This window comes from Francisella hispaniensis FSC454 (assembly GCF_001885235.1).
In the GTDB taxonomy this organism is placed as follows: Bacteria; Pseudomonadota; Gammaproteobacteria; order Francisellales; family Francisellaceae; genus Francisella; species Francisella hispaniensis.
Genome location: NZ_CP018093.1, coordinates 815,589 through 839,940 on the forward strand (window position 1 = coordinate 815,589; position 24,352 = coordinate 839,940).

Here is a 24,352-nt window from a genome sequence, read left to right on the forward strand (position 1 = left end):
TTTATAGTACAATATTATGATCTTTTTGATCTTGTAGTGCTTGTTTGGAGTTAAAGTAGGCAAACTCTTTAATACGTGAATGTGATATTGGGTCTTTTATATCAATATCTACAGCGGGATGGCACATTATTATACCACCATCTTTAATTTCCGCATAAGCTTCTAGAATAACCTTTCTAAAGTCTTGATTATTACTTTCTAATGAATAGACACCAGCAAAACTTGAATTATGTTTGATATTATTTTTTATTAACATATTGTAGAATTTTTTTGCACCACTACGATAGATTATTAGTGACTTAAAATCTGACTTATCCATTTTATATGTTGAGCGGATATAAGTTTGCTTAGTATACATATTGAACTCTTTATATAGATTTATAACGGCTTTTCTAATTATTGGAAAGTGATGAACATGTTGATGACCATCAATAAAATCAGGTAATTCACCCCAATGTTCGATAAAGTTATTTATCTGGGCTTTCAATTCATTGTAAACATCATCATAACTTATTGCTCTAAGTTTTGATTTAACAAGAAGCTTTGAAAGTGACAAAAAATTTCCATTACTAGTTATAGATTTTGGATTTGTAAAAGCATTACCCTCGGTTAAATTTAAATGTATACCAACATGACTAAAATCATTATATATTTTTTTTAATTGATCAACTCCTAATTTGAATGCAGGCATATTTGGCATACAGCTAGTGGCATTAATAATCTTTTTTTCTAAAAGATTAATAATAGCGCTATTTATATTATCACTCATACCAAAGTCATCTGCACAAATTATTATTTTTTTAACCATAACTTTTATTTGCTAATAGAATTATCACCTTTATTACTAGGTATTTTATACTTTCATAGTTATAATAGCATTAATTAAGGTTAATATATTTTGTATTTGTGATGACAAGTAGAAATGTTGATAACCCGCATATTTATGCGGTAATACCAGTTTATAATGAAGAAGCATTGATAGAATCATTTTTGAGGGAGTTAGCAGATAAGCTTAGCCAAATTAGTATAAACTATAAAATAGTAGTTGTTGATGATGGAAGTTTGGATAATTCTAAGAAAATTATTCAGTCATTAGTTGATCAGTTAAATATTAAATTTATTAGTTTTTCAAGAAACTTTGGTCAAGAGGCAGCTATTACAGCAGGTCTAGAAGCATCTAGAGATGCTGATGCTGCGATAATAATGGATTGTGACTTCCAACATCCTATTGAAGTAATAGATCAGTTTTATAGTAAGTGGTGTGAGGGTTACTCTAATGTCTATGGAGTTAGAACAAGAAATGACCAAAGTGCTACGCGAAGTTTCTTGTCGGAGACATTCTTTAAACTTAGTAATAAACTTATGGGAGTTAAGATTCCTGCTAATGCTGGTTATTTTAGATTGTTGGATAGACAATGTATAAAAGCATTTAATTCACTGCCTGAGAATAGTCGTTTTATTAGGGGACTTTTTGCATGGATTGGCTTTAACTCTTATGCTATACCATTTGAAGTTGCAGATCGTAAGGATGGTACAGCAAGTCGCTGGGGATACAAAAAGCTCTTTAAATTAGCATTTACTGGCATATTCTCTTTTTCATCAGTTCCGCTTAGATTGATATCTGTTTTAGGTATTGTAATTTCAATATTTGCATTAGCATATGGTTTTTATATTTTCGTCCAGAGCTTATTCTTTAATGTTAATGTAACAGGTTGGCCAACTATAGTCGTCAGTATTATGTTTTTTAGTGGTGTCCAGCTTATTTCTTTAGGGGTTTTAGGCGAATATATAAGTCGTATATTTGATGAAGCAAAAAAACGCCCTAGGTATATTATTGATGAGGATGAAAGTAGGAATATCTAAAGTCTTATCTTAAATTAATTAATCTTGTTAATTTAACTAACCATATTTAGCCAAAACTTTCTAAAAAATTATTCTTAGTTATATGACTTACTAGGTATAAAAGAGTAATGCCTTCTATTATGTAAAACAAGATAAGCATAATGTTTTGGTGTAAGGACTCTTATATTTGAAAAAGCTTTAGATAATAATTATTTAGTTTTAGAACGATATTTCGACAATTAGTTATTTTACAACACTAACTACAACATTTTTATTATAATTACCTTTAATTTCAAAATTTACATTAGGGTATGTTTGTTTTAATTTTTCTAACTGTTTTTCTGGAGTAAAGATAATAATGTCCTTATTAGTATTTAGCAGTTTAGTAAACTCAGGATACGTTATCAGATATTTAGGCCATTGACCATTGTGGGCTTGTTTATATTGGTTTATGCCATAGTAAAACTCTCTTGACCAGTTATCGATCTCAGGCTTATAAGTATTCCAGTTGTAAACTATATAAATATTATTATTAAGTAATATTGGTAAGTCTTCCTCGTAGCCTTTTTGTTTTAACTCTTCTTTCAAGATAAAATGCTTTGGTTGTGGTCTATTATAATAAACAAAAATAGTGTCTGAATTAGAATCTTTGAGTACCTTGGCAACTAGAGGTTCAGAAGTTCTCAGATCAAAATAAGGAATTACTAATTGTCCTAAAATATTAAGTAGCATTAGGGCAGAAATTATTAGCGTAATTGCCTTTCTAATTTGGTTCTTTAATGATAGTTTAACACTAAAAGCTATCATTAATGCAGATATTGCTATTAGAGTAGTATATGCCAAAGGCGCCGCTGTATTTAAAAGACGATTTTGTATTAAAGAAAATATGATAACAGCAACAGCGGCTACTAAAAATATAATGCTTGCAATAAGATGCATTTTTTTAAACATACAAACATTGTCATTATTTTTAATTATTTTCTCAAGTGATAATGCCATTAGTAATGATAATGGTGCAAATATGGGCAAAATATAGCTGACGATTTTTGAGCTAGGAATTGAGAAAAATATCAAAATTAATAGACACCAAAGCCCTATTAAGAAAGTAGTCGAGTCTTGCTTTCTATTCTGCCAAATTATTTTTGTACCTTTGAACAATCTATTAAGAAGCAGAATACTAAATGGCAAGAATACAGCAAGGATAATTACAAAATAAAACCAAGGCCCTATCGCATTGTTAAAACCATGACCAACAAAGCGGTAGAATTGTTGAAAATAAAAGAAAAAATACAAAAAGTCAGGATTTTGTTGCTGTGCTAATATTAACCAAGGTGTGATTATAACAATAAATAATACTGTTCCTGTAGGTATATATAATTCTTTTAATCTATACCAATTATTTGTTATGAGCATCCAAACAAAAATAGTCATACATGGAAAAACAATAGCCATAAGCCCTTTAGTTAGAAATGCTAGCGCAGAAACAAAATATGCGGCATACATAAGTATGCGTTTATTCTTATTATTAATTTGTTTTAGACTAGCTAAGCATAGAAAAAATGCGATCCAAAGTAAGTTGGCTACTATAAGATCCATATTTGCATAATGAGCCTCAAAAAAATAAAGGACATTTGCCGCTAGAATAAAACTTGCTAGAACTCCAGCAAAGCGTGAGTAGAAATATCTACCAAAAGTATATATTGAAATACATCCTAATATGCCAAATAAAGCTTGAGGTAGTCTAATTGCCCATGGATTAATACCGAAAAAATGCATTGAAGTTGCTTCAAGCCAATAGTAAAGTGGAGGCTTATCTAAAAAAGGTACACCATTTATAGTCGGAGTAACCCAGTTGCCAGAGCTTAGCATTTCGCGCGCTATTTCTGGATAACGACCTTCATCGGGTATACTAAGATGGCGCCAGCCAAGAAAAATAAAGAAATATACTATATATATACCAAGTAAAATCAATATATCAAAGTAGTAAGAATTTTTGAATTTATTCATGTTAGTAGTATTTGTCTAGCAAAAGCATGGGATTAATTTAGCGATAATTAACTAAAAACTCAAGAAAATATTAGTTTTAAACTGTTGGTAATTATATTTCGCTAAATTGTTCTGGTTTTTCTTCTTTACCTTCAAATAGAAACTTATGCATTTCTTCTTTGAGAAATTCTTTTGCTTTTGGATCAATTAGATTTAAGCGATATTCATTAATCAAAATAGTTTGATGTGCTAACCATGCTTGCCAAGCTCTATTTGAGATTTCACTATGAATCTTTTTACCTAGCTCACCAGGTAATGGCTGAAATGGAATTGCATCTAACTCTTGATGATATTTTTTACAAAAAACTTTTGTCATATGTTGTACTCCTTTAGTATTAATCAAATACATCGTTTAGGTTTTGGTAAGCCAGCTAATTTAGCTGCTTGTACTGCCGGTGAAACTGGAAATAGAGTTTGTAAATATAAACTATTGCCTATTTTTTCGCCATATTTTTCTTTTAAAGCTTTTACAAGCTCTCTAATTGCTGGTGATTTGCCGTTTTGTTGATAGAAATGCCGCAAAAACTCTATAACAACTATATGTTCTTGTGTAAGAGATATATTTTCTTGTGCAGCAGCTAAATTGCAGAAATTCATATCCCAGCTTTTAAAGTCTAATAAAAAGCCGTGCTTGTCTGTGTTGTAGTTATCCACAAATATGGTAAAATTTAATATTAATTCTTATTATTTACAATTATAGCAAACTAGAATAATTGTTTTAATCTATAAAAAGGCATATTTGATGAAAGTTACATTATATACAACAAAGTATTGTCCATATTCTCTTAGAGCAAGAATTGCTTTAGCAGAAAAGAAAATGGCAACTGATATATTAGAAGCTGGGGATTTAGAACCAGCTATGATCAAGAAAATAGCTCCTAATGGTGTTTTCCCTGTTTTGATGGAGAAAGACTATACTATCAATAATAGAAAAGCATTGCTAATTTATATTGATGAGAGATTTCCTGCTCCAAGCTTGTTACCAAATGTAGTTAATGAGCGCATAAAGATACGCTTATCGCTTGATAAGATTGATAATGAGTGGTATCCAGTATTAGATCAAATTCGCAAACACAGGTCAGATCAGAAGATGCTTGAATCAATGTTTAAAGACCTAAAAGAAAGTTTATTGGCAATGGAAAAAGCTTTTACTGGCTCAGAGTTTTTTATATCTTCTGGCTTTACTCTAGCAGATTGTTATATTGCCGCTTTGATTATATGTTTAGAAGCAGAAGGATTTATTATTGATGATGAGTATGGGGCAATTTATGAGTATAAGAAAAGATTATTTGCCAGAGACTCTGTTAAAAAAGCTAACATAAAAGGTGGTGCTGGTGAGTCATTACTCAAAACTCTAAGAGCGCACAGATAAGGTTGTAAAATATGTGGTATCAAGGTTTTATAGGTTTTGTATTTTTTACTCTGAGTACTGTATTAGTTGTTGCTGCTATTGTCATTGTGATTGGGAGTTTTTTCTCATTACTAAGCAGAGCAAAACAAGAAGCTGCAAACCTAGCAAAAGGTAGGCTTGAAATAAATGAAGTAGCAACTGAATATAAGCATACAAAACAACAGCTTTTAGAAAGTCTACTTGAGAAAAAAGAATATAAAAAGTTTTTAAAAGAGCAAAAAAAGTTAGATAAGCAAGATAAGCCAAAACAAAAGGTTTTTGTTATCAATTTTAAGGGTGATATCCATGCCTCTCAAGTTGAAAATCTACGTAATGAAGTTTCAGCTATTCTGGCAGTAGCTAATACAGAAGATGAAATTATTGTTAGGATAGATAGTCCAGGTGGTGTTGTTAATGGCTATGGTTTCGCAGCAGCTCAACTAGAGCGTATTCGTCAGGCTGGAATAAATCTGACTGTTTGTATTGACCAAGTTGCCGCAAGTGGTGGTTATATGATGTCAGCTGTTGCTCATAAAATAATAGCTGCGCCATTCGCTATAGTTGGTTCTATAGGTGTTGTTGGTACTATTCCTAATATTAGAGAACTACTCGAAAAAAATGGTATCAATGTTGAAATGCATACCTCTGGTGAGTACAAGCGAACATTAACGACAGTTGGTATTAATACTGAAGAAGGTCGTAATAAGTTTAAGCAAGATTTAGAGAGTATCCATCAGCTATTTAAAAAACATATTTTAGTCTATAGACCAAGTCTAGATATTAATAAGGTAGCTACTGGTGAATATTGGTTTGGTAAAGATGCACTTGAGCTAGGTTTGGTTGATAAAATTCAGACTTATGATGATTATCTAATAGATTTACTAAACAAACACCACGATGTATATGAAGTAAGTTATGTTATAAAAAAAGAAAAAGGATTCTTAAGGTCTAAACTTAGTATGCTTAAAAGAACAATGACAAACCTCTTGTATGCACGTAAAATAATATAGGATAAAAGTGTTATTTCTAGCCGCACATCAGCAACTTATTGATAATTTTCTCGAGCAAAAAGCTAAGCAGACACTGCATCATGCTTTTATATTTAGGGTAGAAGATGCCGTGTTGCTTGACAGTTTTATTAATTCTTTGTGTCAATTATTGTTAGGAGAGAAAATACTTAGTTATAATGACTCACCATATATCAATATAGCAGCGATTGAAAATGATGAAATTAAAGTCGCAGAAATAAAAAAAATAATCAAAAATTGTGAACTAACCGCACATAATAATTTGGCAAAAATTATCATAATCGAAGAGCTTGATTTATTAAATGAGTCAGCTGCTAATGCGTTATTGAAGACATTAGAAGAACCAACAAAGAATACTTTTTTTTTGATGTTTACAAGAAATTATAGTGATGTTTTGGCAACCGTCAAAAGTAGATCTTTAGTTTATGATATCAAATTTACTCAGAGGGATAAGTATAATTATCTAAGCTATACGTTTGATATGTCAAAAGATGCTATTGAGAAGTCGCTACAAATGACGCGTAATGATATAAATGTAATCGCCAAGATTAAACTTGAACAACATTTTTGGCAACTGCGAAATAATTTAATGAAAGTGCTAGCTAATCAAGTTAATTTAAATGTGTTTCTCAAAGAAGCTAATCCACATTTTAAAGATACTCTTTATTGGCTAACTAGTATAATTATAGATGCTTATTACTATAAACTTGATGAGCAAAACCAAGATATCGCGAACTATGATAAATTAGCAGTGATAAAATATCTTACGGCTAAGTTTGACGCTGATTATATATACAAATTGTATTCTAAGGCTCTAGAAGCACAAAGTTACTTTGTAAAATTTAAAAATGTAGATAAAGAATTAGTTTTAGAAAACTTAATATTAGAAATTATAAAATAGGTAAAGATAAAATGGATGTAAAACAACAACAAAAATTAAAAGCTCAAGCACATAGCTTAAAGCCAGTTGTACTGATGGGTGAGAAAGGACTAACAGAAAATGTAATCTTAGAGATTGATTTAGTCTTAGCGTCACACCAATTAATAAAAGTAAAAGCAGGGCGTCTGCCTAAAGAAGAAAAACAACAAATTGCCAGTGAAATTACTCAAGCTACAAGGTCAGAACTTGTGCAAATTATTGGTAATATTATAGTGTTATACAGAAGAAATCCAAATAAAGAAAAGATATAGGTGAAATATGAGTTTTCCAATATCACGCCCACGTAGACTTAGGGTTACACAAGCTTTTCGCGATATGGTTGCCGAGATAAGTTTAAATATTAATGATTTAATGTATCCAATATTTGTCGTACATGGTCAAGGTATTAAAAAAGAAATTTCAAGTATGCCAAATCAATATCACTGGTCAGTTGATATGCTTGATGAGTTAGTTGAGCAAGTTGTCAAGGCTGGAATAAAAAGTCTAATGATATTTGGTGTGCCAAAAACTAAAGATCTTGTTTCATCAGAGAATTATGATCCTAATGGTATAACACAACAAGCAATTAGAAAGATTAAACAACTTGCTCCAGAGCTTGTGGTAGCTACAGATGTGTGTATGTGTAGTTTTACTCCTCATGGACATTGTGGGATTTTAGATGAGCATGATTATGTTGATAATGATCAAACGTTAGAAATATTACAAAAAACTGCTGTTTCTCATGCTAAAGCTGGAGCAGATATTGTAGCCCCAAGTGGGATGATGGACGGGATGATACTTGCGATGCGCCAAGCACTAGATCAAGCAAGCTTTGAGACTGTAAGTATTATGTCATATTCTGTGAAGTATGCTTCGGCATATTATGGTCCGTTTAGAAGTGCTTGTAGCTCATCACTTAAGGGTGATCGTAAAACTTATCAGATGGATTATCGTAATAAAAAAGAAGCAATCCGCGAAGCGCTTGCAGATATTGAGCAGGGTGCAGATTTTATTATGGTTAAGCCAGCTTTGAGTTATTTGGATATTATTAATGAGTTAAGTCATATTGTAGATTTACCAATAGCAGCTTATCATGTCAGTGGTGAGTATGCGATGATCAAAGCAGCTGCAAATGCTGGCTTGGTAGATGAAAAAGCAATCACTATTGAAACACTTATATCAATGAAAAGAGCAGGAGCTAAAGTAATACTTACATATACTGCTTTAGATGTAGCAAATTGGATTAAGTAAGATGATAAATATAGCTTTATACGAACCAGAAATACCCCCTAACACTGGGAATATTATTCGTCTATGTGCAAATGTAGGAGCAAAGTTACATCTTATAGAACCTTTAGGCTTTGAGTTAGAAGATAAGCAATTAAGAAGAGCAGGACTAGACTACCATGAGTTTGCTGACCTTAAAATTTACAAAAATTTTGCTGAGTTTTATCAAAAAAATGAAGATAAAAAAATTTGGGCATGTACAACCAAAGCAAAGCAATATTATCATCAAGTAGACTTTAGTTGTGATGATATTTTACTTTTTGGTCCTGAAACCCGAGGGCTACCTGTAGATGTGTTAGAGTTACTAAAGCAAACACAGCTTAAAATACCTATGCATAAAAATAGTCGTAGTTTAAATTTATCAAATTCTGTGGCAGTTATCTTATATGGGGCTCTGAATAATATTGGATTTGAGAAACTAGGATTGCTATAGTGTAGCAATAAATCTATAAATTATGCCTCTTAATCTTTTATTATATTTTAGTAGTTTTTTTCTAATCTTGATGTAGAATTATGCTTCAATCAAAGTCTGATTTTAGTTAATAGTAAACATTATGCAATCGATATTTAAAAAAACTATAATTGTTATAGTCATATTTTTATCATCATATTTAGTCGCTCTATCAGCTTTACCAAATGTCTATATTATCGCAACTGGTGGAACTATTGCAGGAGTTGCAAAATCATCAACTTCTGCTGTCTATAAGGCCGGAAGTTTATCAATTAATGATATTTTAGAAAAAGAACCAGCTTTTGGTAAATTAGCGAATATAAAATCTGAACAATTTTATAATATTGATAGTGTAGATATGACAATGGTAATGCGAGTTAAGCTTGCTGAATATGTACAAAAACTAATAGATGATCCAAATGTTGATGCTGTGATTATTACTCACGGTACTGATAGTATGGTACAAACAGCATTTTTCCTTAATCAAGTTTTAGATATCAAAAAACCTGTTATTTTAGTAGGAGCTATGAGAGCTTTTACATCATTAAGTAGTGACGCACTTATGAATTTATATGATGCCTTAGTTACTGCAGTAAACAAACAATCAATTGGTAAGGGCGTCTTAGTTGTGATGAATGAAGAAATTCTAAGTGCAAATGATGTTGCTAAGACTAATACAACAAATGTTGATGCGTTTAAAGCTCCAAATTATGGTAAGTTAGGTACAGTAATAATTAATGATGTTGATTATTATCAAAGCCCTAAGTTTGTTGGTAATATATTGAGTGTTAGTGATTTACAAAAGATAACTGCCTTACCTAAAGTTGAGGTGATTTATGAATCAGCCGACATTTCACCAGAGTTTTTAGATAGTGTCTTAGCTATCAAAGGCTTGAAAGGTATAGTTCTTGCAGGTCTTGGTGATGGCAATATTCCATCTAATCAAGGAGATTTTCTTAGAAAAGCACGAGCTAAAGGTATTGTAGTGGTTCGCTCTAGTTATGTAGGTTCTGGTGAAGTTACCCATAATTATAATAATTTAGATGACAAATTTGATCTTGTATCATCAGCAACACTTTCTCCAGAAAAGGCGAGAATATTTTTGCAGTTATGTTTAATAAAAACTCATGATATTAAAAAAATTCAAAAACTATATAATAGATTTTAGTAATTGAATTAATAAGAGTTGTTTTATCGACTAATAAGTTTTTTCTTAAATGGTGATAGGCCAAAAGATATAAATGATACAATTATAATAGCAATTCCAATTATTAAGAAAAGATTTGTATAGGTATTTAGTGATAGTGATAAAGTTTCTGAAGAGACTTGCTCTTTACTAATAGCAGTTATTTGCGCAACCAAGCCGCCCAGTATTGATGCAAATGCTAAGAACACCCACCATACTCCTATCATAAAACCATTAACTTTAGCTGGCGCAAGTCTACTAAACATTGATAATCCAATCGCTGATATTAGTAGTTCGCCCAATGCTTGTAGTGCATAGCTACCACATAGCCAGTATGATGAGATTACACCATTATTAGCTGTAAATTTAGAAATATATAGTAATATGAAAGATAAGCCTATTACAAGTAATCCAGTAGAGAATTTACTATATACATTTAAGCTGAATTTTGTGTTATTAGAGTGGACATAATACATCGCTAAAACTGGGCTTAGTATGAATATCCAGAAAGGATTTAATGCTTGGAATGTCTCGGGAGCTATTATAAATCCTAAGATTGAGTGATCGGTATTTTTGATAGTAAATAAGTTTATTGATGATGCCATTTGTATATATGAGATTTTGTATACTATAGCTTCACACATTAAAATTAGTGCTAGCATCATCTTGTAGAAGTAGCCATCTTTTTTATGCTTGAAAGCTAGATATACATAGATAAATACACATGCTATAAAGCTAAGAATAACTATTAGTTTAGCTACAAATAAATAAGCTAATAGTGCTTTAACTATATATATCATCACTGCTACGCCGATAATTACCCAAAATAGATAATATAAATTAAGCTTTTTTGCACCAGCATGTGTAGAGATATGTTTCATGGTAAATCCAAAACCTACAAAAGTTACTATAGCAAAGATTAAAGCCATAGAGATAACAGCAAAACTTGTTGAATAGCCATAAGTTTTTGCAATTGTTGGAATTGCTAGACTACCAAGTAATGAACCAAGGTTAATCGCCATATAAAAAAGAGTAAAGGCATTGCTAATTTGCCCAGAGTCACTATTGTCGTAACACTTAGATAATAGACTTGTCGGATTTGATTTAAATAATCCTGTGCCAACACATATAAAAGAAAGTCCCCATAATGTTGATTCTTTGTCTGCCATTGTTAGTAAGGCATAACCAGTTAATAAAACAATAAGTCCTAAAACAATAGTTCTTTTTGCTCCTAAGATTGCATCACCAATATAGCCACCTAGGACAATAAAAGCATATACTAAGGCAGCAAAAGCTGCATAGGTTGCAATAGCATGACTTTCATTTAGGTGAATACTGCCACGCTGTAAGTAAACAACTAAAATAGCGACTAAAGCTTGATAACCAAAGCGCTCCCATATTTCTAGCATAAAAATAGTATAAAAAGCCTTTGGCTGTTTGAAGATTTTTAGCATAAATAAATTTACTCCTCAATGATATTTAAAATAGATTTTATTAATTCTACATATTATAGCCTAATAGAGATAAAGTAGTACATTCTGTCATCCTGAGCTTGGATTCAGTATCTCCTAAATTGTTGGTCAAAAGATTCCAGATCAAGTATAGAATGACAAAGAAATATAAAGACATACCCATGTGGGTGAATATCTTTTAGTTAGGGTATGATTTAGAAGATTATCTTTCTCATTATGATTGTGGATTCAAGCTCACGTTACAGTAGCATATTATTTTTCTAGGTTTCTTGCTATTAAATCACCAAGAAATCACAGTTATTTTTTTATCTAAACCACAATTCATTTTTGATTTTATTTTCTCAAGGTTTTCTGATGTTTGTAAGCCTGATTTTGCATCAGAATGTTGAATTACATGACTTGCATTGATCAAAGCAAATTTTATAGAATTTTCGATACTACATCCTTTATAAATATTTGCACAGAAAGTTGAGCTAAATGCATCGCCAGCACCAAGTGTATTTATGACATTTTTGATACGTAGTGACTCACTATGATATATTCTCTCCTTAGTAGCAGCATATACTCCATTAGCGCCATCTGTAACTACTATTATCCTTACTCCTAGATCTAGGCAAATTCTAAAGAAATCTTTGAGTCTAAAAGTAGAGTTTAAAAAGTCACTTTTTTCCTCATAAAGAGGAGTTCCTAGTCTATCTTTAGATTCGACAATATCTTTATCATCAGAAGATAATAGCGATAACATCAATTTTTGTGCTTCTTGGAAGTTTAGCACAAGGATATCAATTCCAAACATAGAGTCTTTAATAAAACTTTCACCAACACTTAGCTGACTAGAACCAGGATTAATAGCAACTTTAGTATTATTATCTGCAGCTAGTTTAACTATTTCGGGCAATCTTGCGGCGGATGATTTACTCAATGATGTGATATATATAAAATCACTCGCTATAATTGCTTGTGATGGTAAATCATCTTTTAGGATATCTTTGTTAGCACCACGATAAGCAAAAATCGTTCTATCACCACTTAGAGTAGGTACTACATATGAAGTAGCAGTGCCATATTTATCAGAGTAGCGAATATTAGAAATATCTATACCATGATTTTCTAGCTCTTGAGTAATTTGTTCACCAGCAATGTCCTTACCAATTTTGCCAAAAAAGCTGACATCTATACCTTGTTTTTTAAATGAAGCGGCAGCGTTAGTCGCACCACCACCAGAAAAAGATTTTTGATCTGTTACTTCAATCTTAGCTCCTTCTTCAAGCAGCATAAAAGATTGTGTGGTGTCTTTCTTTTGCATATTCATGGTAAACATTTCTTCATATTCGATAATTGTATCAAGAGTCGCACCACCAATTGTTAGAGCTTTGAGATTTTTCATTTCTAAGTTAGTTTAAGTTAATTGATAAATATTTATGGGATAGCATATCATCAATTATCAAGAGCGTAAATAATATTATGTACCTATCAATTTATATGCTAAAAATAAACCTTTTTATAGAAATGTTTTCAATTAATTAGTATTATTTTAGCAAAATGCTATTAGTATATTCGATTTAATATTACAAAGGAGATTTTTAAGATGCCTTCTAAGCCAGTCAAGAAAGACCATCGTGGGTATATAATGCCGATTGGTGGTGGCGAAGATAAGTTCGCAAGCCCTACGGTTCTAGAGAAATTTGTCCATCTATCAGGTGGTAGTGAAGCTAAAATTGCTGTTATTCCAACAGCATCAAAACTTCCAGATACTGGAGATATTTATGTTGATATCTTTACAAAAATGGGGGTTAAAGAAGTAAATAACCTAAAAATAGAAACACGTCTTGATGCTACTACTAATAAAGAATATCAAGATATACTTTCTGAGTGTACAGGTATCTTTATGACTGGTGGTAACCAACTCCTACTTTCAACTACTCTTGGCGGCACACCAGTAGCACAACTTATTCGTAGATTAAATGCAAAAGGTGTAAATGTTGCAGGTACATCAGCAGGCGCGGCATTTATATCTGGGTTTATGATCGCGGGTGGTCAAGCAGGACTTATGCCTAGATGTAACATGGTTAATCTAGCTCCTGGTTTAGGTTTGACAAATAAACTTTTAGTAGATCAGCATTTCTCTCAAAGAGATAGGCTAGGTAGGCTTTTAGCAGCACTTTCATATAATCCATATATGGTTGGTGTAGGCATAGATGAAGACACTTCAGCTTTATTAAACTCTGAAAATGTTATAGAGGTCGTTGGTTCAGGTATGGTAACAATTATAGATTTCTCTCATCTTAAGCACTCATCACTACATAACGCACGTAATAATGCTCCAATTAGTTTGGTTGATATTCGTATGCATATGTTACTAGAGGGTCAAAAATTTGATCTAAATACTTGTCTAGTCGAGTTCTAATATTCTATTCCAATATTTTAATTGTTTTTGTAAATATTTCAAAATCTATAAGTTTTCCTATATTTATTTCGCTATTTTTCAAGAAACGCACCTAAATATTTGTTTATATTTTTAATTTAACCCAATTACTAATCATATGAGTTTAATAGTAATTTAGCTATAATCTATTTGATGTAACTAAGTTTATAAATAGGAGATATCATGCAAAAAATTATAATTCATGGTGGTTGTGGTGCTAGAGAAGATAAAAATACTTCTTTTGGAGATTACCATAAGCATCTTTTACCAATTGTTGAAAAAGCATATAGCTATTTAAAGGAAGTCGATGATGCTAATGAAGCAGCAATTTTTGCTGCTAAACTTCTAGAAGATGATGAGATATTTAATGCTGGTACTGGCTCGCGCGTGCAGCAAGATGGACAAATCCGAATGTCTGCATCTATCATCGATAGTCAAAAACAAAAGTTTGCTGGTGTTATCAATATTCAAAATATCAAAAATCCAATAGAAGTTGCAAATAGATTAATGCAACAACATCATAGTATCCTTGCAGGCAATCAAGCTACAACATTCGCTCATGATGTGATGGGTTTACCGAATTATAATCCAATGACAGAAAAAAGATATCAAGAATATCTACAGCTTAAAAAAGGCTATACAGGAACAATAGGTGTAGTAGCTTTAGATTCAAAAGGAAAAATTTGTGCAGTAACCTCAACAGGTGGAGCTGGATTTGAGTATCCTGGAAGAGTAGGAGATAGTCCGACAGTCGCAGGTAATTTTGCTAATGAGTCTATGGGAATATCGTGTACAGGAATAGGTGAGCATATAGTTAATCAAGCAGTCGCGGCAAAGATTGCAACTCGAGTCAAAGATGGAATGTCCTTACAAATAGCTGTAGATAAATCTATAGCAGAAAGTGATAGTTTAGGTGATTACGTTGGGCTTATAGCTATCGATAAGCATGGAAATATATGTTCAGGATCAACTTCTATAGCTCAAACATTATATGCTTATGCTGATGGTGAGCAGATAAAAACTTTTTACCAAGAAAAAATGTTATAAAATACTTAATAAAAGTATTGACTTGAATATGTCTGTATATGTATAATACCTATCATTGGCCAGATAGCTCAGTCGGTAGAGCAGAGGACTGAAAATCCTTGTGTCGGCAGTTCGATTCTGCCTCTGGCCACCATTAAAATTTGAGATTGTCGGAGCATAGCGCAGTTTGGTAGCGCATCTGGTTTGGGACCAGAGGGTCGGGGGTTCAAATCCCTCTGCTCCGACCATTTTTGATGCGTCTGTAGCTCATCTGGATAGAGCATCGGCCTTCTAAGCCGAGGGTAGCAGGTTCGAATCCTGCCAGACGTGCCATTACAATGTGATATGCAATTTGTAATGGTGGTTGTAGCTCAGTTGGTAGAGCCCCGGATTGTGATTCCGGTTGTCGTGGGTTCAAGTCCCATCAATCACCCCAGTTATTGCGGACGTGGCGAAATTGGTAGACGCACTGGATTTAGGTTCCAGCGGGCAACCGTGGGAGTTCGAGTCTCCCCGTCCGCACCACATATAAATTTTAATCTTTGGTTCTATATAAATCAATTTTTAATTAGTTTGGCTTTTGCCTAATAAGTGAAATTGATTATCTGATTTAATTAATAAGCAATCATTTGCAAAGTTGTTTGTTTATATATAAAGTATAGTCTTTAGAATAATCAATTTTTTAATTAAATGAAACGCTTTTCTAAGAGACATGTTTTTTTCGCCTCAGCAAGTACTATTGTTGAGTGGTATGATTTTATGCTTTTTGCATATTTAACCCCTGTAATAGCAAGTATATTTTTCCCTGATTTTAGCAAATATACTGCAATTCTTATGACTTTTGGAGTTTTTGCTGCAGGATTTTTCATGGGCCCTATAGGTAGTGTAGTGATGGGTAGCTTTGGAGATCGCTTTGGTCGTAAAAAAGCTTTAGTGATATCTATTATTATGATGATACTACCAATGCTGGTGATAGCTATATTACCAACTTACAGTAATATTGGAGTTTTGGCACCAATTATATTAGTTATAATGAGATTACTACAGGGATTCTCTATTGGTGGCTCCTATGGTGGAGTGATGGTTTTTATGATTGAATCAACTAAGCCAAATCGTCGTGGCTTTATTGCTAGCTTTGCTACTATGTCATCTGGAACAGGTGTTTTCTTAGCTTCACTAGTTGCAATGCTGTTGTTTGGCTTATTTAGCCGAGAGATTCTTGATTTATGGGGTTGGCGAATTGGTTATATTATTGGTTTAGTATTAGCGTTAATGGCTTTAGTGATGCGCTTAATTATACCAGAAAGTTATTCTTTCGAGGAGTTGGAGGCACAAGGTGATATTTCTGTTAAACCAGTAAGAGAGATGTTTAAAAAACAGACTAAGCCATTACTTCTAGCCATTGCTTTATCAGCTTATGCTAATATCATGTATTATTTGGTACTTTCTTACTTGAGTAATCATTTTGTTGAATTACATTACTCAGAGTTTTTCTCTTTGGCAGTTGTTACAATATTTAGTTTAATTTTTTCTTTTTCAGCGCCACTATGGGGTTTATTGAGTGACTATTTAGGCAGGAAGCCTTTGATAAAGTTCTCGATTTGGATATATTTGATATTTGCATATCCTAGCTTTATCTTAATGGATATGGGAGTCTTTTACTTAGTTTTGGCTATGATTATCTTAAGTGTTCCATTAATGGCCATATGGGGAGCTTACGGAGCAGCAGCTCCTGAGCTATTTGATACTAAATATCGTTATAGTGGTAATGGACTAAGTTATAATATAGGAAACTCATTTTTTGGTGGAACTATACCATTTATAGCTACTTCATTAGTGGTTACATCAGGTAGTATGCTAACACCAGCATGGCTTTTGATAGTAGCATCTATTATTATGATACCTGTACTTTATTATATGCCTGAGACAAGATTTACTGATATTTGATTGGATTAAATTAAATTTTAATGCCTTTGTATATTATATACTCAATGATATAATCTAAATTGTAATTTATTACATAAAAGGTGACTACATTGGATTTTTGGTTAATTGTCGTCGTATTTGTTATTTTATGCGTATATCTGATACTAGAAAATATAGTGCATAATAATAGTATTAAAAGTATCCCGATTAGGATTCATGTCAATGGTACTCGCGGTAAGTCAAGTGTTGCTAGACTTATTGCAGCTGGTGTTAGAGCTGGAGGATATAGAACTGTAGCTAAAACTACAGGAACTTTAGCAAGATATATAGATGTTGATGGCTCAGAAACTCCTGTGTTTAGGATAGGTTTTAGTAATATTGCTGAGCAAGTTAAAATTATGTTTAAAGCAAGAAGAGCAAAAGCTGATGCTATAGTTATTGAATGTATGGCATTGCAGCCACTCTTGCAATCGCTGTGTGAATTAAAGCTTATTAAAGCGACACATGGAGTTTTGACAAATGCTCGTCCTGATCACTTAGATGTTATGGGCCCTACAGAAAGAGATGTTGCAAAGGCATTAGCTGCTACTGTTCCTGTTGGAGCTAAATATTTTACTGCAGAAGATATCCACTTAGATTTTTTTGAATATGCTTGTAAAGACCGAGGTTCACAGCTAATAGCAGCCACATTACAAGATGCTGAGAAAATATCTGATGAAGAAATAAATAAATTTGTTTACTCAGAATTTAAGATAAATGTTGCTCTAGCATTAAAAGTAACAGATGATTTAGGCATACCTAGAGAAATCGCTCTTAAGGGGATGTGGGAAGCAACTCCAGATCCAGGCGCGATGACGGAGTATAATTTTAATGTTAAAGGTGCTGAAGTAAATTTTGCTAATGCCTTTGCTGCTAATGATCCTGTATCAACAAAAATGCTTTGGGATAAGCTTTGTGATAAGTATTCAGGCTGTGATAAGAAAGTATTAGTCGTCAACTGTAGAGATGATAGAGAAGATCGTTCAAAGCAAATGGCAGAAGCAGCTTTAGGTTGGCAAAAACAAGATTTAATTGTTTTGATAGGTACTGGTACAGAAGTTTTTACTTCATTCTATAAAAAATATGCGAAATCACTAAATAAGCCGATGACTAAAGTTATAATTTGTGAAGAGATGACACCTATACAAATACTTGAAAAAACATTTGATTCAAATCCAGCAGATTCTTATATACTTGTTGGTGTTGGTAATATTAAAGATATCGGTATGGAATTAGTTGATTTTTGTGATACTAGTCATAAAAAGAAGCATAATTTATAGTTTTAAGATTAAACAGGAGAAAATATGGATCCGTTAACGCTCTCGATAGGAATTGGTCTTGTAGTCGGTCTAGTTTTTGTGTCGCTATTAGGATTATCTACAGGTGGTATGGTTGTACCAGGATATTTTGCTTTAGAGATGGGGGCTCCTGATAGAGTTATAGTAACTATTATCATCTCTATAATTATATTTGGCATAGTCAGATTTATGTCTAAATTTATGATTATTTACGGTAGACGAAGAATAGCTATTACAGTACTTTTATCATTTATACTAGGAACAGTGTGTAATATGCTTTTTTCGCAATATTTGACTACGAGTTTTTACTCAAACCAAGTTCAGGTAATTGGTTATATTATCCCTGGACTTATAACTTTATCTATAGATAGGCAAGGACTTATAGAAACAATAGGTTCTTTATTAATAGCTTCTATCATTATACGTTTGTTACTAATAGTTTTAATTGGACCTGAGATAGTAGGAATATAATATGAAAACGATGTACTGGCACCGTAAATTTATATCGCGCTATATAATAGTTTTTTTAAGCGCATTTATGATTATATCTTTGTATATAGTTGAGAAGAATCTAGTTGTTGAAACAAAGGGTTATACCCAAAAGCTTCAAGCTGCTGAATTAACTGATGATGCATTTGAATTTACACAACGCTTTTTTATGTCAAAAGGTTATCTTTGTAAGACAATGGGAGATGTCTCTTGTACTGGCTTGATTGGACTGTCAATGACTGAGATAACTACAGATTCTGGCGATCTTTATGCAAAGAGATCTTCGGTTAATCCAAATATGGCTGCAATATTTGTTGAATGGTTAAGCGAGCTTGATCTTAAGGAAGGCGATACGGTTGCTGTGCAAGCAACAGGATCATATCCGGCTTTAGATATAGCGATGTTGGCAGCTATTAAGACTTTGAAGCTTAAGCCATTAATCATATTCTCTGCTGGGGCATCGCAATTTGGTGCAAATAGACCAGGATTTACTTGGCCTGACATATATCATAACCTTGTCGAAAAAGGTCTATTTGATTACGATATTTTAGGTATTACTTTAGGTGGTTCTCATGATAATGGTTATGGAATGACTCCAGGAGCCATATTAAAACTTAATGATGCAATAAAGAGGAATGGCTATAAAGTCATCAATATTCCATATACACATGCAACAAATACTTCTATCGCTACACGTATGAAAATGTATAAAGAGGCCGCAGGTACTGATAACAAAATTAAAGCCTATATAAATGTTGGTGGTAACATGGCATCGATAGGACTAAAACAACCACAAATTAAATCATCAGATATAGACAGTATCAACGAGAACAAAAAATCTAAAAAATCTACTACTAGTAGTAGCGATGATGAAAGTATTATAAAGTTACCTAGCTTTCCTACTGGTGTGACTAAGAGTTTACCTCCAGAATATAAAACAGTTAATTCTGTTGCTGTTGATTTCTTAAAAGAAGGGGTGCCAGTTATTAATGTTAGAGATATAAACTCAAGTATAATTAAAAAATATGGAATGGTTTATAATCCTAGTACTGTCACACCACCAGGTCATGGTGCTGTGTTTGCACAAAAAAAATACAATACTATATTGGCGGCTATCTTACTTGTCATTGATATTGGTTTGGTAGTATTTATGGCAATTATTTCACGAAAATATCTAATTTCTTTCAAAACAAAGTAGTTATAAATTGCTTTGATTTATGATTCAATTTATCATTTAGTTAAGTGTTATAAAATATTTTGCTAAATATGTTTTGTTTCTATGACCTTAATCAATTAATTTCTAAATACCTTCCTCATCGAGAAAGGTTAAAGATAGCCCAAGCATTTATATTTGGTGCTGATGCTCACGAAACTCAAGTTAGAAGCTCAGGGGAGCCTTATTTTACCCATCCTGTTGCTGTAGCATGTATACTTGCCGAGCTTAGGATGGATGTTGATACAATAATTGCAGCCTTATTGCATGATGTTGTAGAGGATACTGAGTATACAGCTGACGATATTAGTAATATTTTTGGTGAAAAAGTTGCTCAGCTTGTCGAGGGAGTAACTAAACTTACTCAAATTAGGCATAAAAACCGAGCGGAACAACAAGCAGAAAACTTTCGCAAAATGTTACTATCTGTGACAAAAGATGTTCGTGTAATATTTATTAAGCTAGCTGATAGACTTCATAATATGCGTACATTAGCACCACTAAAACCTGAGAAAAAGCGTCGAATTTCTAAAGAAACTTTAGATGTGTTTGCACCACTTGCTCATCGGCTAGGTATCAATACTCTTAAAGAACAGTTGGAGACTCTTGCGTTTGAGGGTATGTATCCTTATCGCTACCATATTTTAGAAGAAAAAGTAAAAAAAGTTGAAAAAAATAAAGAAAAAGTTTTTTATGAGGTAAAAGAGGCGTTAGCAGAAAAGCTTAATGATTTAGTCTCATTAGAAGATATCAAAGCACGCAAGAAAACTTTGTATAGTATATACAATAAGATGCGCAAAAAAGGTGTATCTTTTGATGAAATAATGGACATGTACGCCTATAAAATTATTGTTCCTAATAGAATAGATTGTTATGTTGTCCTAGGTAGAGTTCATGAATTATATAAACCGATACCACAAAAGTTTAAAGATTATATTGCCACTCCAAAAGCAAATGGTTATCGGTCATTGCATACAGTTGTCTTAGGACCATATAATATCCCTTTAGAGATTCAAATAAAAACAGAACAAATGGATCGTCAAGCTGAATATGGTATTGCAGCGCATTGGAGTTATAAAATTGGTGAGAAAACTGACAAAGCACTACAAAGATGGCTTAAGAAGATTTCTGATATTAATGTATATACTGCAAGCTCAGTAGAGTTTTTAGAGAATGTCAAAACAGATATTTTTAATAATGATGTATTTGTATTTACTCCTCAAGGAGAGATTGTCGAGTTACCTATGAATTCAACTTGTATAGATTTTGCTTACTATATACATACTGATATTGGCAATAAGTGTATCTCAGCTAAAGTAAACCGTAAAGCTGTGCCACTTAATTATAGGTTAAAGCAAGGTGATAATGTTGAAATTATAACATCAGCAATTGCCGATCCTAATCCAGCATGGTTGAAATTTGTTGAGACTAATAGAGCTAAATCAGCTATCAAGGACTTTTTGAAACAGCAATATCGTAATATTGATTATATTCGTGGTAAGGATATAGTTGAAGGAGAGCTTAGACTTTTAGGTGTTGAATTAAGAGATGTTCCAAGTGAAATCATTGATGGAGCATTATTTAATTATGAAGGGATAGATACAATAAATCGCTTCTATTTAGATACTGGATTAGGACTTATTGATCCAAATAACTTTATTGATTTTGTTGTTAAGCATTTTGAGGATATGCGTAATGCTTATAAAAAATCATCGTTATCAAAATTACAAATTAGATATGGGGATGATCCACGTATTGCTGATTGTTGCTTACCTCTGCCAAATGATGAGATAGTTGGTATTGTTAACGAGCATGGCAAAGTTGAGGTTCATCGAAAAAGCTGTAATGAGCTATATATGAAAATTAAGGATAATCAAACTAAAGAGATACAGGCAGATTGGTTTACAAATAGTGATGATGATCCTAGCTTTAAAGCTAGACTTGCAGTTACACTCAAAAATATTCCAGGTTCGATAGCTAAAATCACAGCAACTTTGGCACGAGAAGGTGTTGATATTAGAAGTTTTGATATGATGTCTATAGATAATAAACAAGCTAAACTTGCTTGTGTAGTTGTAGTTAGAAATAGAAGAGAACTATATTTACTAATTCGTTTAGTGAGAAAATTAGATGTTTGTTTAAATATCGAAAGAATACTTAATAGATAAATGATCCTTAAATATTAGTCCTTGCATTAAAGGCATGTAGTAAAGTTTGTTGATCTAAGTATTCTAGTTCACCACCAAATGGCACGCCAAAACCTATTCGTGAGATTTTTATATCTTTAGCAATCATTTGTGAAATAAAATGAGCTGTCGTTTCACCTTCTACAGTTGGGCTAATTGCAAGAATTACCTCATCAATTTCTCTTTTGGCGATAATTTGTTCTAAAATGTCTAGTTTTAATTCACTCGGACCTATACCATCTAGTGGAGAAATTCTTCCATTTAATACAAAATATTTACCTCTATAGATGCCAGCCTCTTCAATAGCAATCATATCAAGCATACTTTCTATTATACATAGTTTAGTATCATCTCGATTAGTGTTACTACAGATATTGCAAACATCGTCTTCAGTAAGTGCTTGGCAATATGTACATTTTTTGATATTTGCTGTGGCATCCAAAAGCGAGTTGGCAATAGCTATTCCTGTTTCAGGTGATTTGTCTAGTAGATATAGAGCAAGCCTTTGTGATGATTTTTTACCAATAGTTGGTAGCTTACGCAAAGATTCTATTACAGCAGTAATTTTAGGAGAAAAAATTTTACTTGTCATTATTTAAAAGGAAAGTTAATACCGCTAGGTAAGTCGATACCTGCGTCTTTTGCCATTTTATGGATATCTGTAGATGCTGTCGAATTTTCTTCTACTTTTTTTACAGCACTATTAACAGCAGCTGCTATCAAATCTTCTAGTATCTCTTTATCTTCAGTCATAAGCGAACTATCGATACTTACAGATTTAACATCATATTTACCAGTCATTGTTACCGTAACAAGACCTGCACCAGATTCACCAAGTACTTCCATATTTTCACGCTCTTGCTGAGCTTTTTTCATTTGTTCTTGCATTCTTTGTGCTTGCTGCATTAGCTTTGACATATCAAAGTTCATTTCAAATCCTTATCTTTTATTTAAAATTTCTTTTACACAATCTAATATTTGTTCACTTGAGTTTTTTATCAATGTTTTTTTTGCCATTTTTGACATTTGCTCAAGTTTAGATCTATCTTGATTAAGAGGTTTTATTATAGCGAGTAAATTTTCTAAAGTCATCTGGTGTTGTCTTAAACAAAAGCCAGCATTATTATTAACTATATTTTGAGCATTATAAAATTGATGATCATCAACCGCTGATGGTAATGGGATAAATATAGCTGGTAGCCCAGCAATAGCAGATTCTGATACTGTTAGCGCACCAGCTCGACAAATTACCAAATCAGCCCAACTGTATGCTGCGACCATGTCGTCAATAAAAGCAGTAATATTTTTGATATGATCTTGAGGTATATCTTTATAAGCATCTTTAGTCGTTTGGAATGATAGTTTACCAGTTTGATGCCAGACTTTTATATTGATGCCTTGCTCGTTGGCTTTTTGTATTAATTTAGGAATGATTTCATTTATTGCTTTAGCACCTTGGCTACCACCTAAAACTAATATCTTTAATGTTGATGAGTCAGTGTGAATTTTTGTTTTATCATTAAGTGCAACAATATCTTTACGAACTGGATTGCCGACAATTTTTATTTTTGCTAACTGTTTAGCACTAAATTGTTTGAGGAGATTTTCAATCTCAAAACCTAGACATATCGTTGTTGCAAATTTAGCTAATATACGATTTGTTAGACCTATTTTAGCGTTTTGCTCATGGATGATTACTGGGATATTTATTTGAGTAGCTGCTAAACATATTGGTCCAGAAACATAACCACCAAAACCAATCACTAAATCTGCATTAAGCTTTTTTAACAGACTACGCGATTTTATGGTATTGTAAACAAGCTTTAGTGGAAAGGTAATTTTTTTTATAATTCCTTTTCTCCTAACACCTGATGATTTAATATATTGGATATTAAAATAACTAGGAACTATTATAGCTTCCATACTGTTAGGAGTACCAATCCAAGTTACATTAGCCTGATTTTGCCTGAGTAACTCAGCTACAGCTAGTGCGGGATATATATGACCACCTGTTCCGCCAGCTGTTATAATTATGTTTTTGTTTTCTAGACTCATTGTTTACATCATCAACTTTTATTTTACAAATTAATTTTAAAGGATTTTTATGTTATTATCATCTATTAGATAAA

Annotated in this window: 24 protein-coding genes and 5 tRNA genes; 20 read left to right on the forward strand and 9 right to left on the reverse strand. The window is 32.5% G+C overall.

The window, feature by feature from the left end; translation table 11 throughout:
- Nucleotide 1 precedes the first annotated feature (1 nt).
- Nucleotides 2–808, reverse strand: coding sequence for an N-acetylhexosamine deacetylase NaxD (gene naxD, locus FSC454_RS03995; RefSeq protein ID WP_066044729.1), 807 nt, complete (start codon nucleotides 806–808; stop codon nucleotides 2–4).
- A 98-nt stretch (nucleotides 809–906) separates the two neighbouring features.
- Between naxD and FSC454_RS04000 the strand changes: the two genes are divergently transcribed.
- Complete coding sequence (locus FSC454_RS04000) at nucleotides 907–1,863, forward strand: glycosyltransferase family 2 protein (protein WP_156470836.1); 957 nt, start codon at nucleotides 907–909, stop codon at nucleotides 1,861–1,863.
- A 222-nt stretch (nucleotides 1,864–2,085) separates the two neighbouring features.
- On the opposite strand, the gene FSC454_RS04005 is transcribed toward FSC454_RS04000, so the two are convergent.
- The 3 genes from FSC454_RS04005 to FSC454_RS04015 form a co-directional block, all read right to left on the reverse strand.
- The gene (locus FSC454_RS04005; RefSeq protein WP_066044732.1) at nucleotides 2,086–3,849 is read right to left on the reverse strand and encodes an ArnT family glycosyltransferase; all 1,764 of its coding nucleotides are present in this window, start codon (nucleotides 3,847–3,849) and stop codon (nucleotides 2,086–2,088) included.
- 91 nt (nucleotides 3,850–3,940) lie between these two features.
- The gene (locus tag FSC454_RS04010; protein WP_014548551.1) at nucleotides 3,941–4,204 is read right to left on the reverse strand and encodes an oxidative damage protection protein; all 264 of its coding nucleotides are present in this window, start codon (nucleotides 4,202–4,204) and stop codon (nucleotides 3,941–3,943) included.
- A 23-nt stretch (nucleotides 4,205–4,227) separates the two neighbouring features.
- Nucleotides 4,228–4,542, reverse strand: coding sequence for a TusE/DsrC/DsvC family sulfur relay protein (locus tag FSC454_RS04015; protein ID WP_066044734.1), 315 nt, complete (start codon nucleotides 4,540–4,542; stop codon nucleotides 4,228–4,230).
- A gap of 85 nt (nucleotides 4,543–4,627) precedes the next feature.
- On the opposite strand from FSC454_RS04015, the gene sspA reads away from it, so the two are divergent.
- The 7 genes from sspA to FSC454_RS04050 all read left to right on the forward strand — a co-directional run bounded on the left by sspA (nucleotide 4,628) and on the right by FSC454_RS04050 (nucleotide 10,131).
- Entirely contained in the window at nucleotides 4,628–5,260 is a 633-nt protein-coding gene (gene sspA / locus FSC454_RS04020; RefSeq protein ID WP_080555350.1) for a transcriptional regulator SspA, read from the forward strand.
- 11 nt (nucleotides 5,261–5,271) lie between these two features.
- Nucleotides 5,272–6,288, forward strand: a complete 1,017-nt coding sequence (sohB, locus tag FSC454_RS04025) for a protease SohB (RefSeq protein ID WP_066044735.1) — start codon at nucleotides 5,272–5,274, stop codon at nucleotides 6,286–6,288.
- A gap of 7 nt (nucleotides 6,289–6,295) precedes the next feature.
- Entirely contained in the window at nucleotides 6,296–7,207 is a 912-nt protein-coding gene (locus tag FSC454_RS04030) for a DNA polymerase III subunit delta' C-terminal domain-containing protein (protein WP_066044737.1), read from the forward strand.
- An 11-nt stretch (nucleotides 7,208–7,218) separates the two neighbouring features.
- A complete protein-coding gene (gene yhbY, locus FSC454_RS04035) occupies nucleotides 7,219–7,497 on the forward strand; it encodes a ribosome assembly RNA-binding protein YhbY (protein ID WP_066044738.1) in 279 nt (92 codons plus the stop codon).
- A 7-nt stretch (nucleotides 7,498–7,504) separates the two neighbouring features.
- A complete protein-coding gene (gene hemB / locus FSC454_RS04040; RefSeq protein WP_066044739.1) occupies nucleotides 7,505–8,476 on the forward strand; it encodes a porphobilinogen synthase in 972 nt (323 codons plus the stop codon).
- Between the two features lies 1 nt (nucleotide 8,477).
- Nucleotides 8,478–8,945 carry a tRNA (uridine(34)/cytosine(34)/5-carboxymethylaminomethyluridine(34)-2'-O)-methyltransferase TrmL gene (trmL, locus tag FSC454_RS04045; protein ID WP_066044740.1) on the forward strand — a complete coding sequence of 156 codons (468 nt, stop codon included), beginning with the start codon at nucleotides 8,478–8,480 and terminating at the stop codon, nucleotides 8,943–8,945.
- A 121-nt stretch (nucleotides 8,946–9,066) separates the two neighbouring features.
- Nucleotides 9,067–10,131, forward strand: a complete 1,065-nt coding sequence (locus FSC454_RS04050) for an asparaginase (protein WP_066044742.1) — start codon at nucleotides 9,067–9,069, stop codon at nucleotides 10,129–10,131.
- Nucleotides 10,132–10,154: 23 nt separating this feature from the next.
- Here FSC454_RS04050 and FSC454_RS04055 read toward each other — a convergent pair whose 3' ends face one another.
- Nucleotides 10,155–11,603: an oligopeptide:H+ symporter gene (locus FSC454_RS04055; RefSeq protein WP_014548542.1), complete on the reverse strand. Its 1,449-nt coding sequence runs from the start codon at nucleotides 11,601–11,603 to the stop codon at nucleotides 10,155–10,157.
- Nucleotides 11,604–11,901: 298 nt separating this feature from the next.
- Nucleotides 11,902–13,008 carry a carbohydrate kinase family protein gene (locus tag FSC454_RS04060; RefSeq protein WP_066044744.1) on the reverse strand — a complete coding sequence of 369 codons (1,107 nt, stop codon included), beginning with the start codon at nucleotides 13,006–13,008 and terminating at the stop codon, nucleotides 11,902–11,904.
- A gap of 201 nt (nucleotides 13,009–13,209) precedes the next feature.
- Between FSC454_RS04060 and FSC454_RS04065 the strand changes: the two genes are divergently transcribed.
- The 12 genes from FSC454_RS04065 to FSC454_RS04120 all read left to right on the forward strand — a co-directional run bounded on the left by FSC454_RS04065 (nucleotide 13,210) and on the right by FSC454_RS04120 (nucleotide 22,205).
- Nucleotides 13,210–14,028, forward strand: a complete 819-nt coding sequence (locus FSC454_RS04065) for a cyanophycinase (protein WP_014548540.1) — start codon at nucleotides 13,210–13,212, stop codon at nucleotides 14,026–14,028.
- A gap of 201 nt (nucleotides 14,029–14,229) precedes the next feature.
- A complete protein-coding gene (locus FSC454_RS04070) occupies nucleotides 14,230–15,093 on the forward strand; it encodes an isoaspartyl peptidase/L-asparaginase (protein WP_014548539.1) in 864 nt (287 codons plus the stop codon).
- A 57-nt stretch (nucleotides 15,094–15,150) separates the two neighbouring features.
- A tRNA-Phe gene (locus tag FSC454_RS04075) sits at nucleotides 15,151–15,226 on the forward strand.
- Between the two features lie 17 nt (nucleotides 15,227–15,243).
- Nucleotides 15,244–15,320 (forward strand) — tRNA-Pro (locus FSC454_RS04080).
- Between the two features lie 8 nt (nucleotides 15,321–15,328).
- A tRNA-Arg gene (locus tag FSC454_RS04085) sits at nucleotides 15,329–15,405 on the forward strand.
- 27 nt (nucleotides 15,406–15,432) lie between these two features.
- Nucleotides 15,433–15,508, forward strand: a tRNA-His gene (locus FSC454_RS04090).
- A 6-nt stretch (nucleotides 15,509–15,514) separates the two neighbouring features.
- Nucleotides 15,515–15,597, forward strand: a tRNA-Leu gene (locus FSC454_RS04095).
- A 165-nt stretch (nucleotides 15,598–15,762) separates the two neighbouring features.
- Nucleotides 15,763–17,019: an MFS transporter gene (locus FSC454_RS04100; protein ID WP_014548538.1), complete on the forward strand. Its 1,257-nt coding sequence runs from the start codon at nucleotides 15,763–15,765 to the stop codon at nucleotides 17,017–17,019.
- Nucleotides 17,020–17,099: 80 nt separating this feature from the next.
- Nucleotides 17,100–18,317, forward strand: a complete 1,218-nt coding sequence (pgsB, locus tag FSC454_RS04105; RefSeq protein WP_156470837.1) for a poly-gamma-glutamate synthase PgsB — start codon at nucleotides 17,100–17,102, stop codon at nucleotides 18,315–18,317.
- A 24-nt stretch (nucleotides 18,318–18,341) separates the two neighbouring features.
- Nucleotides 18,342–18,806: a poly-gamma-glutamate biosynthesis protein PgsC gene (gene pgsC, locus FSC454_RS04110; protein ID WP_003016687.1), complete on the forward strand. Its 465-nt coding sequence runs from the start codon at nucleotides 18,342–18,344 to the stop codon at nucleotides 18,804–18,806.
- Nucleotide 18,807: 1 nt separating this feature from the next.
- Complete coding sequence (gene pgsW / locus FSC454_RS04115) at nucleotides 18,808–20,022, forward strand: poly-gamma-glutamate system protein (RefSeq protein WP_066044748.1); 1,215 nt, start codon at nucleotides 18,808–18,810, stop codon at nucleotides 20,020–20,022.
- A 68-nt stretch (nucleotides 20,023–20,090) separates the two neighbouring features.
- A complete protein-coding gene (locus tag FSC454_RS04120; protein WP_014548535.1) occupies nucleotides 20,091–22,205 on the forward strand; it encodes a RelA/SpoT family protein in 2,115 nt (704 codons plus the stop codon).
- A 7-nt stretch (nucleotides 22,206–22,212) separates the two neighbouring features.
- Here FSC454_RS04120 and recR read toward each other — a convergent pair whose 3' ends face one another.
- Genes recR through murG form a run of 3 tightly spaced genes read right to left on the reverse strand, consistent with a single transcriptional unit; the run spans nucleotide 22,213 to nucleotide 24,278 of the window.
- Nucleotides 22,213–22,815 carry a recombination mediator RecR gene (gene recR / locus FSC454_RS04125; protein ID WP_066044750.1) on the reverse strand — a complete coding sequence of 201 codons (603 nt, stop codon included), beginning with the start codon at nucleotides 22,813–22,815 and terminating at the stop codon, nucleotides 22,213–22,215.
- Nucleotides 22,815–23,153 (reverse strand): YbaB/EbfC family nucleoid-associated protein, encoded by a 339-nt coding sequence (locus tag FSC454_RS04130; protein ID WP_066044752.1) that lies wholly within the window; start codon nucleotides 23,151–23,153, stop codon nucleotides 22,815–22,817. The genes recR and FSC454_RS04130 overlap by 1 nt, the downstream gene beginning before the upstream one ends.
- A 9-nt stretch (nucleotides 23,154–23,162) precedes the next feature.
- Nucleotides 23,163–24,278, reverse strand: a complete 1,116-nt coding sequence (murG, locus tag FSC454_RS04135; RefSeq protein ID WP_066044754.1) for an undecaprenyldiphospho-muramoylpentapeptide beta-N-acetylglucosaminyltransferase — start codon at nucleotides 24,276–24,278, stop codon at nucleotides 23,163–23,165.
- Between the last annotated feature and the right edge of the window lie 74 nt (nucleotides 24,279–24,352).